Origin of the sequence: Corynebacterium sp. CCM 9203 (genome assembly GCF_041357675.1) — a bacterium.
Classification (GTDB): Bacteria; Actinomycetota; Actinomycetes; order Mycobacteriales; family Mycobacteriaceae; genus Corynebacterium.
In genome coordinates, this window is the sequence record NZ_JAUERY010000004.1 from 44,165 (window position 1) to 60,355 (window position 16,191).

General features: G+C 62.2%; 8 protein-coding genes and 1 pseudogene. All 9 read left to right on the plus strand.

From position 1 onward, the window contains the following. Positions 1-246: 246 nt before the first annotated feature. Complete coding sequence (locus tag QWU44_RS09290; protein WP_370915412.1) at positions 247-2,274, plus strand: glycosyltransferase; 2,028 nt, start codon at positions 247-249, stop codon at positions 2,272-2,274. Next, entirely contained in the window at positions 2,267-2,779 is a 513-nt protein-coding gene (locus tag QWU44_RS09295) for a phosphatase PAP2 family protein (RefSeq protein ID WP_370915413.1), read from the plus strand. The genes QWU44_RS09290 and QWU44_RS09295 overlap by 8 nt, the downstream gene beginning before the upstream one ends. Further along, a complete protein-coding gene (locus tag QWU44_RS09300; protein WP_370915414.1) occupies positions 2,776-3,756 on the plus strand; it encodes a decaprenyl-phosphate phosphoribosyltransferase in 981 nt (326 codons plus the stop codon). The genes QWU44_RS09295 and QWU44_RS09300 overlap by 4 nt, the downstream gene beginning before the upstream one ends. 115 nt (positions 3,757-3,871) lie before the next feature. Continuing rightward, entirely contained in the window at positions 3,872-4,897 is a 1,026-nt protein-coding gene (locus tag QWU44_RS09305; protein WP_370915415.1) for an alpha/beta hydrolase, read from the plus strand. Positions 4,898-6,834: 1,937 nt separating this feature from the next. Next, complete coding sequence (locus QWU44_RS09310) at positions 6,835-8,823, plus strand: alpha/beta hydrolase-fold protein (RefSeq protein WP_370915416.1); 1,989 nt, start codon at positions 6,835-6,837, stop codon at positions 8,821-8,823. Next, complete coding sequence (locus tag QWU44_RS09315) at positions 8,823-9,368, plus strand: DUF732 domain-containing protein (RefSeq protein ID WP_370915417.1); 546 nt, start codon at positions 8,823-8,825, stop codon at positions 9,366-9,368. Before QWU44_RS09310 ends, QWU44_RS09315 begins: the two co-directional genes overlap by 1 nt. A 5-nt stretch (positions 9,369-9,373) precedes the next feature. Next, entirely contained in the window at positions 9,374-10,348 is a 975-nt protein-coding gene (locus QWU44_RS09320) for a cutinase family protein (protein ID WP_370915418.1), read from the plus strand. Between the two features lie 107 nt (positions 10,349-10,455). Then, positions 10,456-12,300 (plus strand): FadD32-like long-chain-fatty-acid--AMP ligase, encoded by a 1,845-nt coding sequence (locus QWU44_RS09325; RefSeq protein ID WP_370915419.1) that lies wholly within the window; start codon positions 10,456-10,458, stop codon positions 12,298-12,300. 155 nt (positions 12,301-12,455) lie between these two features. Next, positions 12,456-16,116: pseudogene (locus QWU44_RS09330) on the plus strand (beta-ketoacyl synthase N-terminal-like domain-containing protein); the annotation flags it as partial. Positions 16,117-16,191: the final 75 nt, after the last annotated feature.

Consider the following 16,191-nt stretch of genomic DNA (forward strand, 5'->3'; position numbering starts at 1 on the left):
CCTAGAAACGGTGTTTCCTCGTTGTCGGCTGGTTGTGTGCCTGCGTGCGGGTGCGCTCCTGGGGTTTTTCCTCCAGGTGGCGTTGTGGTCCGTGAAAACGAGCTTATTCACCAGCCCGGTTACTCTGGTCTTTCCGGATTACCGGCTCCGCTTGCTGTGCTCACCGCGTGGGTAACGCAGCACCATCGCGCTAATGATTAGATTGAGACTGGTACTGACCGAAGGCCGAAAGGACGTTGAAACGTCATGAGCGAATCTTCCGCCCCCGATTCCCGGGAAACACCTGCCGTTGCGTCGGCACCGCGGGTGCCAGATGATTCCAGGGCGGTGGAGCAGTTGCAGCGTGTTCTGCTGCCGAGGAGGGGCGAGCCGCACGACGTCCGCACGCTCTATCTTCTTGAGGCTGAGACGAACACACAGCGGGTGACGTGGCCAGACCGGACTAGCTTCAGTGTCCGTGCAGGTCAGGAAGTGAGTTTCCAGACCTACTTCAATGCTTTCCCGGCGTCCTACTGGCGGCGGTGGTCGCAGTTGTCGAAGGTTGTTCTCCGTGTCGAGGTCACCGGTGAAGCGCGTGTCGACGTCTACCGTTCGAAGATCGATGGTTCTCGGATTGCGGTTGCCGGCAGGCTCGTTGCGGACGGTGCGGCTGAGTTTGAGTTGTCGCTGGATCCGTTCGAGGATGGGGGTTGGTTGTGGTTCGACGTGACCGCGGAAACGGATGCGATGATTACGCAGGCCGGCTGGTTCGCACCGTGCGCACCCGCGCCGCAGACCATGCCCGATGGCACGACTGTCGGGCCGTTCGAGCCGCGGGTGACGGTGGGCATCCCCACGTTCAACCGCCCCGCGGATGCGGTCGCCGCGCTCGAGGCACTCGCCAGCGACCCGCAGGTTGACGCGGTGATCGACACCGTGATCATGCCGGACCAGGGGTCCCGCCATCCGGCCGACGAACCGGGCTATGCCGCGGTGACGGAGCACTTCGGGGACCGGTTCTTCGAGTTCCGCCAGGGAAACCTGGGGGGGTCAGGTGGTTACTCGCGCATCATGTTCGAGGCCCTCGGCGGCGTCGACGGTGCAGGGGAAGCAGGCGCGAAGAAGTCGCCGTATATCCTCTATATGGATGATGACATCGCGATTGAGCCGGATTCGGTGCTTCGTGCCCTCCAGGTGGCGCGGTACGCGAAGAGTCCGATGCTTGTCGGTGGGCAGATGCTGAACCTGCAGGAGCGAAGCCATCTGCACTCGATGGGTGAGGTCATCGACCGGTCGATCTTTATGTGGACGTCAGCGCCTCATGTCGCGTACGACCATGACTTTTCCCGCTATCCCCTGTCTTACCAGGGCAGACCCGGAGACGGCCCGAAGGATCGGAACTCACGGGATCTGCACCGTCGTATCGACGTCGACTACAACGGCTGGTGGATGTGTCTCATCCCGCGAATTGTCGCGGAGCAGGTCGGGCAGCCGCTACCGCTGTTCATCAAGTGGGATGATGCGGAGTACGGTTTGCGTGCAGGGAAGGCGGGATTCCCGACGGCCACGTGGCCGGGTGTGGCGATCTGGCACATGGCCTGGTCCGACAAGGATGACGCCATCGACTGGCAGGCATACTTCCATCTCAGGAACCGCTTGATCGTCGCTGCGATGGATCATGATGGTGGTCCGGAAGGAATCGTGCGCAGCATGAAGAAAGCGACACTGAAACATCTGTTGTGCCTCGAGTACTCGACTGTCGCGATCCAGAATGAGGCGATGAAGGACTTCCTCGCGGGACCGGGTCACCTCTTCGACATCCTCGAGACGTCGCTGCCGCGCATCAACCGCCTGCGCCGTGACTACCCGGATGCCGTGGTGTTGCCGACTGCCGCTGAACTCCCGAAGCCGTCGGGCGCGCCGGGTGTTCCTGTCAAGGACATCGGTGGCCGCCTGGCCCCGGTGAAGAAGGCCGTCTGGTTGGCCAAGGGACTCCTGCACTCCGTGCGTCCGCACGACCCTGCCCACCATGAGGTTCCGCAGGCAAACTTCGCGCCGATCGAGGCTCGTTGGTTCTCCCTGTCGCGTGTCGACGGCGCTACCGTCACCACCGCCGACGGGCGCGGTGTCGTGTACCGTCAGCGCGACCGGGACAAGGCGAAGACACTTCTCGCGGAATCCAACCGGTTGCAGCGTGAGATCCTCGATCGTTTCGATGATCTACGCATCGCCTACCGTGCCGCCCACGAGGAGCTCACCAGCCGCGAGAGCTGGGGAAAGGTCTTTCATGCGTGAATCCGATGTATTGGTGAGAATTCAGGACACGCTCTACGACGCCCCCGCTGCGCTGCCGGTGGCCAGGGGACTCAGTCTTTTCGGTGAACACGCCGCCGGGTGGATTGCGCTCGGTGCCGTGGGAGCAGCCATCGACGCAAACCGACGTGGTCCGTGGCTGGCGGTTACCGGGTCGGCATTCGTGAGCCATGCGGCATCCATCGTGATCAAACGAGTCGTGCGCCGGAAACGTCCCCACGACTCACGCATCCGGATCGGGGTGTCCACGCCGTCGAAGCTGAGTTTCCCGTCGTCGCACGCGACATCCACCACTGCGGCCCTCATCGCGGTGAACCGAGCCACCGGTTCGCGCTGGCCGCTCGTCGGAGTGCCGGTGATGATGCTGTCGCGTATGGTGCTCGGAGTGCATTACCCAACCGATGTCGTAGCGGGAGCCACCCTGGGGGCCGTGACCGCCGATGCCGTGTGTCGGGTCGTCGACAAGCGTGAAAGGAAGAACGTATGAGTCAGCCGCATGACGGGCTGCTCGGGTCCGAGCCCCATACCCGGGGGATTGAGGGCGACGGGAGACGCCAGCCCCCGAAGAATCTCCCCGATGCCATGATCAAGGCACTCCGACCCAAGCAGTGGGTGAAGAATGTCCTCGTCATCGCGGCACCTGCCGCGGCTGGATCCGCCGCGCTTCTCAACGGCCGAACCATCGCCGACATTGTGATCGCGTTCCTCGTATTCTGTCTCGCGGCGTCCTCGATCTACCTTGTCAACGACGCCCGCGATGTTGATGCGGACCGAGCGCACCCCACCAAGCGGTTCCGGCCGATCGCCGCAGGTGTACTCCCCGTGAACCTTGCCTATGTGATGGCTATCGGACTGATGCTCGCTTCCGTACTGATCTCCCTGTTTGCATCCGCAGGGGTAAACCTCGCGATCGTTGTAGCCGTCTACATTGCACTCCAGCTCGGTTACTGCTTCGGGTGGAAACACCAGCCCGTCATTGATATTGCGCTGGTTTCCTCCGGTTTCATGCTTCGTGCGATGGCAGGAGGAGTAGCGACGGGTATTGCGCTTTCCCAGTGGTTCCTCCTTGTCGCGGCCTTTGGGTCGCTGTTCATGGCCTCCGGAAAACGCTACGCGGAGATTCTTCTCGTCGAGTCCTCGGGCGCGAAGATCCGGAAGTCCCTCGAGGGGTACACCGACACGTACCTCCGATTCGTCTGGACTCTATCGGCCACCGCTGTTGTCATGAGCTATGCGCTCTGGGGCTTCGACGTCAGCCGTGCAATGGATGGGGCCGGTGGGGTCTGGTACCAAATCTCCTTGGTCCCGTTCACAGTCGCGATTCTCCGTTATGCCGCTGACATCGACCGGGGCGATGGCGGGGCACCTGATGAACTCGCCCTGTCCGACCGGACCCTCCAAGCCCTCGCCGTGCTGTGGGTGGTCTGCATCGTGATCGCCGTGTACGTTGTGCCTGCACTGTAAAAATATGGCGATCCGTGTACGGTGATCGTGTAACGAAATGATCAAGGCCGGGGATAGACGGATCGGTTGCTGCTATCAGCGCCCCCGGTCCGGAAAGTGTCCTGCAAGGAGAACCATGTCAATCGCCTCTCGCCTGCGTATCGCAGGGAAGAAGGTCACATCTGTGGTGGCCGCCACCGCCGCGACAGCCACTCTCATGGTTGTCGGTGTGGGAACCGCTGAGGCCGCTAACCGTGACTGGCTGCGGCCGGACGCCACCGGTACCTGCGAATGGGATGCTTCCGGCCACGGAGTGCAGCGCTGCGACGTGTGGTCGCCCGCCATGGACCGTACGATCCCCGTTCTCATCCAGCCCTCTCAGCGTGGTGGAGATGCGGGCTTCTACCTTCTCGACGGTATGCGGGCAGACACGCAGCAGACCGGCTGGACCATGTATGCTGACGCCCCCGCTACCTATGCGGACAGCAACATCAACCTCATCATGCCTGTCGGCGGAGCAGGAACCTTTTACAGTGACTGGGTTGCACCCGGTAACTTCTCGTCCTCCGACCCGCTCGTGATCAAATGGGAGACGTTCCTCACCGCCGAACTTCCGGGCTATCTGCAGGAGCACTTCGGGGTCAATCCGCACCGTAATTCGATCGCAGGTCTTTCGATGGGGGGTACCGCAGCACTCAACCTCGCGGCCCGGCATCCTGAGATGTATCAGCAGGCGATGAGCTTCTCCGGATATCTCACCACCACGGCACCCGGTATGCAGACTCTCATGAGGATCGCGCTCCTAGAGACCGGTGGCCTCAACCTCAATGCCATGTACGGTGCGTTGATCAGTCCGCGCCGCTTCGAGAATGACCCCTACTGGAACATGGAGGGGCTCCGGGGCAAGGACATCTACATTTCTGCGTCCACAGGAATGTGGGCGGGAGATGACTGGAACATCCCGCTCTGGGACAGGATCGTCGGCTGGGGTCTCGAGTGGGTTGCCCGGAACACCACGGTTGCCTGGGAACTCAAGGCCCGTGCCATCGGTCTGAACCCGGCGGTGGACTACCCGCCGACCGGCGTCCACAACTGGGGAATCTGGAATGATCAGCTCCACAAGACCAAGGGGCGAGTCCTTGACGTTATGAACGCCTGGTAGCGCTTCCGTTCACCGCGGTTTTCGCGGCTCCGGATTTTCCACCTGAATCCCCGCAGTACGGACTTGAGAAAGTTCCCTGCGGGGATTTCGCTGTACCCGGAGATCTTCGTACCTTGCTCTGCTGGTGAGGAGGTTCGGGATTTCCTGGTTTCTGCCGTGTTGTGTGACTTTGGCTGGCACGGTAGCTGGGTCTGTTGAGGGGATGATGTTCTACTTCGTGTTAGAGAGGTTTTAGGGGGCGGGTATCCCCGAAGATGGTGATGAAAGTCCTGTTTTCGGTGGTTGTGAGGTGCGTGGGTTTCCTCATTACTGGGGGACTTTCCGCCGAGTGCACGATCGTCTCCTGCGGTTTTGCTCCCGATGCGGCAGTGAATCTGATATTGGTGAGGTTGTCCGGTCGGTGACGGTAAATCGGGGGATGAGGAAGGGGGCTGGGCTGTCCGGGAACCTCATAAGGGGAATTGGGGTCAGATGAGGCATGGGTGTCAGGAATGAAAGATCGGTTCCCAGTGGAACTACCGGTATGACGTCTGTCATGGATCGCGGTGGTCGGGGCCGTCCAGGACGGCCTCGCTTACCTGTTCGGTGTGCGCGGGCGGGATCGCCGATGGTGGATACCCGGATGCTCACACCCGCTGAGCGGGCGCGGGTGTATGCGCGGGTGCGGACGGGTGATTTGGTGCGGGTAACCCGGTGTATTTTCGCACCGCCGGACATCGTTTCGGGTGAGCGGTGGGATCGGTGGGCTGCGTTCGCGGTGGGGGTGTCGTATCGGTATCCGGATGCGGTGGTGATGGGTGAGGCGGCCGCTGTGCTGCACGGTTTCCCCTTGGCTGGGCGGTTGTCTGGCGTGTCGTTACAGGTGGGGCGGGGTATGTCGGGTCCTCGGGTGGAAGGGGTACGGTTTCGTTCGGCGCAGGATGTTTGTCGGGCGGATTCGGTTGTGGTGGAGTCTCGGTGGGGTCCGGTGCGGGTGACGTCACCAGTTCAGACAGCGGTTGATGTGGCACGGTTCGGTTGCCCGGAGGACGCGGTGGTGGTGTTTGATCATTGTCTGAGAGTGGGTTTGTTTTCGGTCGCGGATGTGGTTGAACGGCTTCGGGTGATGCGGCGGTCGAGGTGGTTGATCCGGGTAGTTCGGTTGTTACCGGTGGTGAGTGGTGCGGCGGAGAGTCCGAGGGAGTCGCTGGTGCGCTATGTGTTGTGGTGTGCGGGGTGTCCGGTTCCCTGGTTGCAGGCGGAGGTTGTGGATCGGAGAGGGGTTTTCGTGGGGCGTGTTGATTTTCTTTTCAGGGATTCGGGGGTGGTTGTGGAGTATGACGGTAGGGAGAAATATGGCCTGGTGGAGGTGGTGCCGGGGGTGGATTCGATGTCGTCGGAGGAACTTCTGGGGCAGGTGCGGGTCACGCAACGTGCGTTACTCGCGGAGCAGGAGCGGCAGCAGCGGCTGGAGTTGCAAGGCTTGCGGGTGGTGCGTGTGAATTGGCGGAATTTTAGGGATAATTCCTGGTTGGAGGTGGTGCGCCGGTTATCTTCGGATGGGGGTCCGTTGTGGTCGGGTGCTTGTCGACGCTGGGTTCCGGGTTGGTCGGAGTCTTTTATCGCGGTGTCAGGTTGGCGGCGGGTGTCGCGGTGCTTGGGGAGGGTACTGGTGGGGTAGCCTCGGCGTGTCATGTGTTGAAACTCGACTAAGTCTTATGTTCAACCTAAACTTAAAGTCGATCTTTAGGGTTTGGTCCGGTGGCTGGTACAGCGATTGGTAACGGTCTGGCCCTGGATCGACGACATAGCTACAAGAAGAACCGGTGACGGCGTCACTTGTTCCGGGAGCGGGGAACTCCCGGAGCGTTGTGGGGCGCCTGTTCGTGTCACCGGTTGCACCGGTCGGCCTTTCACGCCGAACATTGATTTCAAGAACCGATACAAAGGACACCTTCATGCGCGACACCGCATTCACCAGCAGCCGACGCTCTTACCGGATAGCCCTCGCTGCAGTCCCCACGGCAATTGCCCTGGGCGTCGGCCTCTTCTCCCCGGTCGCTTCTGCGGAGCAGACGACTGTTCTGGCTCAGAGTTCCGGCCTGAGCGGACTATCGAGTGCGTTCGGCTCATCCGGTGGTATCACCGATTACCTGAAGGAAGAGAATGTTCCGGAGCGGACTCCTGTTAAAACGGAGTACCCCGATATCGAGGGCCTTCCGGAGGGCGTTGATGTCGTCCGCCAGGAGTGGCTGGGTACGCACCGTATCGCTCTGTTCATTCGTTCTGCCGCGATGCCGGAGCAGCTCATGCAGGTGCAGGTACTTCTGGCCCGTGACTGGTACTCGCAGCCGAATGCCACGTTCCCGAGTGTGTGGATGCTTGATGGATTGCGTGCGGTCGATGAGGAGTCCGGCTGGACGCTCCACACCAACGCAGAGCAGTTCTTCGCGGACAAGAACGTCAACGTGATTCTGCCCATCGGTGGTGAAGCCTCGTTCTACACGGACTGGAATCGTCCGGACAACGGGAAGAACTACCGGTGGGAGAGCTTCCTCACGCAGGAGCTTCCGGCTGTGCTGAAACAGGGCTACCGGGCCAACGGTAAACGTGCGCTCATTGGTCTATCGATGGGAGGTACAGCAGCCGTCAACATTGCGGAACACCGTCCTGATCTCTTTGATTTCGTCGGTTCATTCTCGGGTTACCTTGATACGACATCGACGGGTATGCCCGCGATGATCTCGGGTGCCTTGCGTGAGGGGGGTGGGTACAACGCTGATGCGATGTGGGGACCTGCAGGATCTCAGCGGTGGATCGACAATGACCCGAAACTGGGTATCGAAGCGTTGAAAGGCAAGACGGTATACGTTTCGGCTGGCTCCGGGCGGGACGATTTCGGTGAACCGGGATCGGTGGCGACCGAGCCCGCGAACCATGCGGGTAAGGGATTGGAAGTCATTGCCCGGATGACTTCGGAGACGTTCGTGCGTTCAGCCCGGGAGGCTGGCGTTCCGGTGATCGCGATGTTCCGTCCGTCGGGTGTCCATAACTGGCCCTACTGGCAGTTTGAGTTGACGCAGGCATGGCCCTACGTTGCAGACACTCTCGCGCTCAAGGAGGAGGACCGCGGAGCGGACTGTGAAGCAATTGGAGCGATCGGTGCGTTGACTGCATCCGGCGCGTGGGGTAGCTGCGTCAACAACGAATACGACGTGGTGGCCGGCGACGGTGATACGGGTAAGGCCCAGGATTTCCGGGGCGGGCAGGCGTACTGGTCGCCTGACACTGGTGCGCACATGTTGATTGGTCGTATTGCGGCGCGCTACGCGGAACTGGGTGGGCCACGTTCTTTCCTGGGCTTCCCGAAGACCAACGAGCTGACGGCGCCGGATGGGCGGGGTCGCTTCGTTCACTTCGAGAACGGATCGATCTACTGGACGCCGGAGACCGGTGCTCAGGCGATCCCCGGTGACATGGTCGAATCGTGGGGTAATCAGGGCTATGAGAAGGGTGTACTGGGTTACCCGGTGGCTGAGGCGAAGGAGCTGGAGGGAAGCTGGATTCAGCAGTTCCAGGGTGGCTACGTCATCCGCACGCCGAAGAATGGCACGTTCTGGTCGCGTGGTCTGATCGCCCGTAAGTACGGCGAGATGAAGGCGACCGCCTCGAAGCTCGGTGCCCCCACCTCCAACGAGTTCCTGATCCCGGGTGGTGCACTCCAGAACTTTGACAACGGCACGATCTACTGGTCACTGGGCAGTGGTGCTCATGCGGTCTACAACGGTGCTATCCGTGACTACTGGGGTGAAAATGGCTGGGAGAACGGTAAGTTCGGTTGGCCAACATCGGATATGGAGGAGATCCCGACCGGTGGCCTGAGCCAGACCTTCCAGCATGGAACGATCAAGCAGATCAACGGTGGAATCGTTGAGGAAATGAAGTGATGCGTAGGTTCATTTTTCCTCTGTTCACCATCGTTGCATTCGTCTTGGCGGGGTGTGGTGGTGCGACGTCGGAGAGTGATGATGTCGTGGAGCCGTCGGTGACGTCATCGTTGCCGAAGGCTTCGCGTGAGGATGTCTCCGAGTCCGCCAGCGCGGAGCCTTCAGGCAGGTCTGAGGATCCGTCCCTGGTGTCCGCGAGTCCGGAGCGTCGGGAAGCTGCGCCACAACCGGTGGTTCCGCCGATTCCCGAGCCTCGTGATGGTGCGGCACGGGAGATCGACAAGATCCCTGGACTGGCACAGGATCGTAGCGCCGCTGATCTGGCGTACCTGAAGGAACTGCGAGAGGGTGGAATCTCTGTCGACGGTATTGAGGATCAGATGATCGGTGCCGCTGCGGAGGTCTGCCGTTCGGCGGCTAGCGGTGTCGATAATTACACGTTGGAAGCTGTCGCAGGTCAGCTGATAGAGCAGGCGCGGGCGTCGGCGTCGGTTGAGGTCGTCGCGGATCGGATTGCCTCTGCCGCCAAGTCAGCGTACTGCTAGACGTTATGAAAAAAACGCTGACAGTTCTGGTGGCCATCGTCGTGGTCGGCATGATCGCTGTGGGAACCTGGCGGTGGGTCAATGATGAGGGGGCCCTCCCTGGTTCGGGGCCGGGTGCGCCGGGTGATCCTTCAGCTACCGGTCCGGTGCAGCCGGAGTGGTGCCCGGATGTAGAGATCATCGCGGCACCGGGTACGTGGGAGTCGTCACCCACCGATGACCCGGTGAACCCGATGTTCAACCCGAATTCTTTCCTGTTGTCGGTCACGAGGCCACTGCAGGAGCGGTATTCTGCGGAGCGCGTGAAGGTGTGGACCCTGCCTTACACGGCGCAGTTCCGTAACCTGAACTCCGAGAACGAGATGACGTATGACGAGTCCCGGAGTGAGGGTACGTCGACGCTGGAGAATGAACTCCGTATCACTCACCAGGACTGTCCGCTCACGGATTTCATCATGACTGGTTTCTCACAGGGAGCGGTTATCGTCGGAGATATCGCCAGTGAGATCGGTAACGGTCACGGTGCCGTGCCTGCGGAGCGGGTCAGGGGTGTCGCCCTGGTCGCTGACGGTCGGCGCGAACCGGGTGTCGGCCAGGCTGTGGGAAACCCGGTATCGGGTGTAGGTGCGGAAATTTCTCTCGAACTGTTGAATCCGGCTGTGCAGCTCGTGACGCCTGGTGCGACGATGCGCGGGCCGCGGGACAGTGGTTTCGGTGTGCTGGATGACCGTACCTTCCAGATCTGTGCTCCGAACGACCACATCTGTGACGCCCCGCTCGGTGTCGGCAACGCGGTGGAGCGTGCGCAGGGTCTGATCGCGAACAATGGGGTGCACGCACAGTATGCGACGAATCCGAATGTGTTCCCGGGGTCGACGACGACACGGTGGTTGATCGATTGGATCTCGGGGCTTGTTGACCGTGCCCCGGAGTCGGCACCGGCGTCGGGCGTGGTGGGATCGGTTCCACCGGTTCCGTAATGCCCTGCGGTGGCGTCGTTTCCACGCCAAAGTAATACACTGGACCAAACATGCGATGCTGATAATGGTGCCGGACAGTGTGCACCCACTGACAAACAAGGAGAATTATGGATCTCAAGGCGGCCATGGGCCAGTTCTTTGATGACAAGGGCCAGATCAATCTTCCCGAGAAGCTGACGCTCGCCGGACTGTGCGAGACCCTGTACATGGTGGAGGCCGCCTCTGGTGGAGCGGATCGGGAGTGCCTCCGGTTCTGGGACTACTCGGAGAACCGCGAGGGAATCTCCACGGATTACTCCCGCAGGCAGATCAACACCCGCATCAAGGCCGTCGCCGCCCGACTCCAGCAGATCGGCACGCTCGGTGATCGTGTCGCGATTCTGGCGGGGAACAGCCCGGAGTATATGTTCGGTTTCCTCGGTGCAATGTACGCCGGAATGGCGCCGATCCCGCTCTACGATCCGATGGAACCCGGCCACGGGGAGCATCTGAAGGCGGTTCTCGCGGACTGTGGACCGAAGTTCATTCTCACCAACTCGGGGTCGGCGGCTGCTGTGCGGCGCATGTTCGCGGATCGTCCCGCAGCGGAGCGCCCCCGAGTCCTGACCATTGATGCACTGCCGGACTCCCTGGCGGAGAGCTTCGTCAATCCGCTTGAAACAGAGGCCGGCAAGCAACTGGCTGCGTCCTCGACGACGGCTCCGTTGGACCTGGTGGCGTTCCTGCAGTACACCTCCGGTTCGACGCGTACACCGGCTGGCGTTGTGCTCACCAACCGCAACATCATGACCAACGTGCTGCAGATTTTCGCCGCGGCGAAGTTGACGATGCCGCTGCGGGTTGTCTCCTGGCTGCCACTGCACCACGATATGGGGATCATCCTGGCCGCGTTCTGTGTGATCCTCGGCCTGAAAATTGAGATGATGAGCCCGCGTGACTTCATCCAGCAGCCGAGCCGCTGGCTGGACCAGGTTTCGTCGGGTGAAGAAGATGAGAAGATCTACACCATTGTGCCGAACTTCGCTCTCGAACTGGCTGTGCGTTACGGTCGCCCGGCAGAGGGAAAGACTCTGGACCTCAGCCGCCTCGATGGCCTGATCGTCGGCTCCGAGCCGGTCACGCCGAAGGCGATCAACCAGTTCATCGATGCTTTCGGTGAGTACGGCCTGAATAGCAATGTGATCCGTCCGTCTTATGGTCTGGCCGAGGCATCTCTGATCGTGTCCACACCGCAGACCGACTCCCGCCCCCTCATCACCTGGGTTGATCGCGAGCGTCTCAACGAAGGTACCGTCGAGATTGTGGATGGTCCGGGGGAGAATGCGGCCGCACTCGTGTCCAATGGGCAGGTAGCCCAGCCACAATATCTAGTTATCGTGGATCCGGAAACCCGTTGTGAGGTTCCTGACGGCACTGTCGGTGAGATGTGGACCCACGGTGACAACACGGCGATGGGTTACCTCGATCGTCCGGAGGACACCGCTGAGACCTTCCGGAACACACTCGCCGGTAGGTTGCCCGAGAACTCCCGGGCCGAAGGCGCCCCGGACGATGACCGCTGGATGGCGACCGGTGACCTCGGGGTGATCGTTGACAATGAGCTCTATATCACCGGACGTCGCAAGGATCTCATCATCATCGCGGGCCGCAATCATTACCCGCAGGACATCGAGTACACCGTCGATCATGCCTCCGAACACATTCGACCGGCCGCCGTCGCGGCGTTCGCGGTGCCGGGTGATGAGGTGGAGAAACTCGTGATTCTCGCGGAGCGTGACCTCGGCCGTGAGGCGGATGGCGATGCGGCCGCGATCGAGGAGATCCGGACCGCGGTGTCCCGCTCGCACGGTATCGTTCCCGCAGATATCGTGATCGTCGCACCCGACGAGATCAGGCGCAGTTCCAGCGGTAAGATTGCCCGGAGGGTCTGTCGCCGCGACTACCTCGCGTAGCGGGGCGTCAGCTACCACCGGAGACCCTCCGTGGATCCCGTCCCGGCACACCGGGTGGGGTGCCGCGGGGGGTTGCTTCGTCGTCGGGTTGAGTGTCCCCGGCGAGATAATCCTCAAAGACCGAAATCAGCACACGAAAAGAGTGAAGCCACCGTATGGATCACAGCCAGCAGTCCCCGTCGATGACGACCGCCGAACTACGTACGTGGTTGCGTCACTGGGTGGTCAGGACAACCGGTCTGCCCGAGGAGGAGGTCACCGATGACAAACCGATGGAGACCTTCGGGCTGTCCTCGCGCGATGTTGTGGTCCTCTCCGGGGAACTGGAGAACCTGGTCGGGGCGCAACTCGACGCAACGGTGGCGTATGAATTTCCGACGATCGCGGCACTCGCCCAACGGGTGATCGAGGGGCCGACGACGAAACGCCGTAGCCCCCGTGCCCAGGCCGGGGTACACACGGCGTCAAGAGGCACGACACCCGGCACCCATGACATCGCTATTGTCGGTATGTCGGCACGTTATCCGGGTGCTGGCAACCTCGACGAGATGTGGGATCTACTGGTCAGTGGCCGTGACGGCGTAGGCGACCTACCCATCGGGCGCTGGTCCGAGTACTCCGGTGACGAGGTGCTGTCACGCAAACTGGCGGAGGTGAACACCACGGGTGGCTATCTCGAGGATATCGCCACCTTCGACGCGGAGTTCTTCGGGCTATCGCCCGTCGAGGCCGCAAACATGGACCCTCAGCAGCGTATCGTTCTTGAACTGGCGTGGGAAGCCCTCGAACATGCGCACATACCCGTGTCCTCGCTCCGGGGAGAACCCGTCGGGGTCTACATCGGTTCGTCGAACAACGACTATGGCATGCTCATCTCCGCCGATCCTGCGGAGGCCCACCCCTACGCGCTCACGGGCACGGCGAGTTCCATCATCCCGAACCGGATCTCCTACACCTTCGACTTCCGGGGCCCCTCGGTCTCCGTGGACACCGCCTGCTCGTCATCCCTCGTCGCGGTGCATCACGCCGTCCGTGCCCTGCGTGACGGTGACGCCACCGTCGCCCTCGCCGGTGGCGTCAACATCCTTTCGTCACCGTTCATCTCCACCGCGTTTGGGGAGCTCGGTGTGATCAGTCCTTCGGGCAGGATCAACGCGTTCTCGGATGATGCTGACGGGTTCGTCCGTGCGGACGGTGCGGGTATCGTCGTGCTGAAGCGTGTCGAGGATGCCATCGTCGACGGAGATGAGATTCTTGCCGTGATCAAGGGGACGGCGATCAACTCAGATGGCCGCTCCAACGGCCTGACCGCTCCGAATCCCGAGGCGCAGATCGACGTCCTTGAGCGAGCCTATGCTGATGCCGGCATCAATCCTTCTGTCGTCGACTACATCGAGGCGCACGGAACCGGCACCATTCTCGGTGATCCCATCGAAGCGACGGCGATTGGTGCGGTACTCGGTGCTGATCGTGATGCCGCCGATCCGACTCTGCTCGGTAGCGCCAAGACCAACTTCGGTCACGCGGAGTCCGCAGCCGGGGCCGCGGGTCTGATCAAGGTTGTGCTCGGTATGCGTCATGGTGTCATACCGCCGTCCCTGAATTTCCGCGGCCCGAACCCCTACATCGACTTCGATGCGGAGCACATCGAGATCGTGGAGGATCCACGGGAATGGCCCTGCTACTCGGGTCGACCCACCGCAGGTATTTCCGGTTTCGGTTTCGGTGGCACCAACGCGCATGCGGTACTGCAGACGTTTGAGCCGACAGATTATGACGTCGTGGCACCGGAGACCGAAGCGCAGCTCGACGACGGTGAAGCTGTCCTTCTGCCGGTGTCCGGACTCCTGCCCTCCCGCCGTGCGCGTGCCGCTGCCGTGCTCGCTGAGTTCCTGGAGGGCCGTCCGGATGCTGATCTAACGAAGGTCGCGCGTTCCCTGGCCCGGCAGAATCACGGCCGCTCCGCCGCGGTTGTCACCGCATCCAGCGTCGCGGAGGCCATCAAACGCCTGGGTATTGTCGCCGAACGCAAGAAGGGCGCCGGGATCGCCGTCGCTGATTCCCCAGCCCAGCCCGGCCCCGTGTTCGTCTATTCTGGTTTCGGGTCGCAGCACCGGAAGATGGCCAAGGAACTCTACGAGCTATCGCCGCTGTTCCGTGAGCGGCTCGATGAACTAAACAAGATCATCGGCTTCGAGTCGGGCTGGTCGCTGACCGACATCATCACCGATGACGAGCAGACCTACGACACTGAGACCGCGCAGGTCGCCATTACCGCGATCCAGATCGCGCTCACCGATCTCCTCGCGAACCTCGGGGCGACCCCCGCCGCCGTGGCGGGCATGTCCATGGGCGAAATCGCCGCGGCCTACGCCGCCGGTGGCCTGTCCGCCGAGGACGCCATGCGGGTGGCCTGCCACCGTTCACGTCTCATGGGTGAGGGGGAGAAGTCCCTGCCCGAGGATCAGCTCGGTGCGATGGCCGTCGTGGAGTTCTCCGTCGATGATCTCGATGCGTTCATCGCCGAGAACCCCGACTTCGCGGGCATCGAACCCGCCGTCTACGCTGGCCCCGGCATGACCACCGTTGGCGGTCCCCGGGATGCCGTCGTGCGCTTCGTTGAACTGCTGGAGAAGCAGGAGAAGTTCGCCCGGCTGCTCAACGTCCGCGGTGCCGGGCACACCAGCGCCGTCGAACCGCTCCTCGGCGAACTCGCCGCGGAGACCGCCGACATCGAACCGCGTCCCCTGACCATTCCGCTCTACAGCTCCGTTGACCGGGGTGTGGTCTACCCGGTGGGATCCGTCGTCCACGACACCGACTACTGGGTGCGCTGCACCCGGGGGCGGGTCTGGTTCCTAGATGCGATCTCCCGCGTGTTCGCCGACGGCCACGACATCCTCGTCGAGGTCTGTCCCAACCCCGTTGCGCTGATGGGCATGATGAACACCGCATTCTCGGTGGGCAAGCCCGACGCGCAGCTTCTGCACACCCTCAAGCGCAAGGTATCGCCGGGAGAGACCCTGCGCGATGTGCTGTCCCGGCTCTACGTCGCGGGCCAGCCGATCGACCTCGGCCTGCTCATCGGCGATGGGGAACGCATCGACGCTCCCGGTGTGCGGTGGAAGCACCAGCGTTACTGGACCGCCGCCCGCCCATCGTCGACGTCCGTGTCCGGCATCCCGGGCAACCGGGTGTCCCTGCCGGACGGCTCCGTGGCGTTCTCGATCCTTGCGGAGACCGTGCCCTCGACCCTCGCGCTCGTCGAGGCCGCGGCCGAGGCGCTGAACCCCGGGACCACCGTCGTCGCGTTCGAGGAACGCGGCACCTTGCCGCCCTCCGGTGAGATCACGACGATCGCCCGTCGCCACCTTGGTGGCGTCGATGTCAGTGTCCACCGCATGCTGGGTGGCACGGCGACCCTCCTCGCCGAGGGGTTCGCCGCGGCACATGCCGGTGAAGGGGTCGGTCCGGTGCCCGGTGGTGCGGGTGTCGGCAGTTACGACTCCGATTCTGAGGCGGCTGATCCGTCCGAGACGGGGCTGCCCGAGATCGTCGTCGATGCGGTTCGCTGGGATCCGGCGAGCGGGGAGAGCGTGGAGGATCGGTTGCGGACCATCGTCAGCGAGTCTATGGGCTATGACGTCGATGATTTGCCGGGCGAGCTTCCGCTTATCGATCTCGGGTTGGACTCCTTGATGGGTATGCGTATCAAGAACCGCATCGAGAATGACTTCCAGATTCCGCCGCTCCAGGTCCAGGCGCTGCGCGATGCCTCCGTTGCGGACGTCGTCGTGCTTGTTCAACGACTGGTTGAGGACCGTGACGTGGCTCAGGACCAACCTGCATCGACATCTGTGGACCCCGCGGATTCCGTCGCGGCGGATGCTC

Excerpts from the sequence above, each read along its gene's own strand:
- QWU44_RS09290 (WP_370915412.1), top strand. The coding sequence starts at position 247 with ATGAGCGAATCTTCCGCCCCCGATTCCCGGGAAACACCTGCCGTTGCG.
- QWU44_RS09295 (WP_370915413.1), top strand. The coding sequence starts at position 2,267 with ATGCGTGAATCCGATGTATTGGTGAGAATTCAGGACACGCTCTACGAC.
- QWU44_RS09300 (WP_370915414.1), top strand. The coding sequence starts at position 2,776 with ATGAGTCAGCCGCATGACGGGCTGCTCGGGTCCGAGCCCCATACCCGG.
- QWU44_RS09305 (WP_370915415.1), top strand. The coding sequence starts at position 3,872 with ATGTCAATCGCCTCTCGCCTGCGTATCGCAGGGAAGAAGGTCACATCT.
- QWU44_RS09310 (WP_370915416.1), top strand. The coding sequence starts at position 6,835 with ATGCGCGACACCGCATTCACCAGCAGCCGACGCTCTTACCGGATAGCC.
- QWU44_RS09315 (WP_370915417.1), top strand. The coding sequence starts at position 8,823 with ATGCGTAGGTTCATTTTTCCTCTGTTCACCATCGTTGCATTCGTCTTG.
- QWU44_RS09320 (WP_370915418.1), top strand. The coding sequence starts at position 9,374 with ATGAAAAAAACGCTGACAGTTCTGGTGGCCATCGTCGTGGTCGGCATG.
- QWU44_RS09325 (WP_370915419.1), top strand. The coding sequence starts at position 10,456 with ATGGATCTCAAGGCGGCCATGGGCCAGTTCTTTGATGACAAGGGCCAG.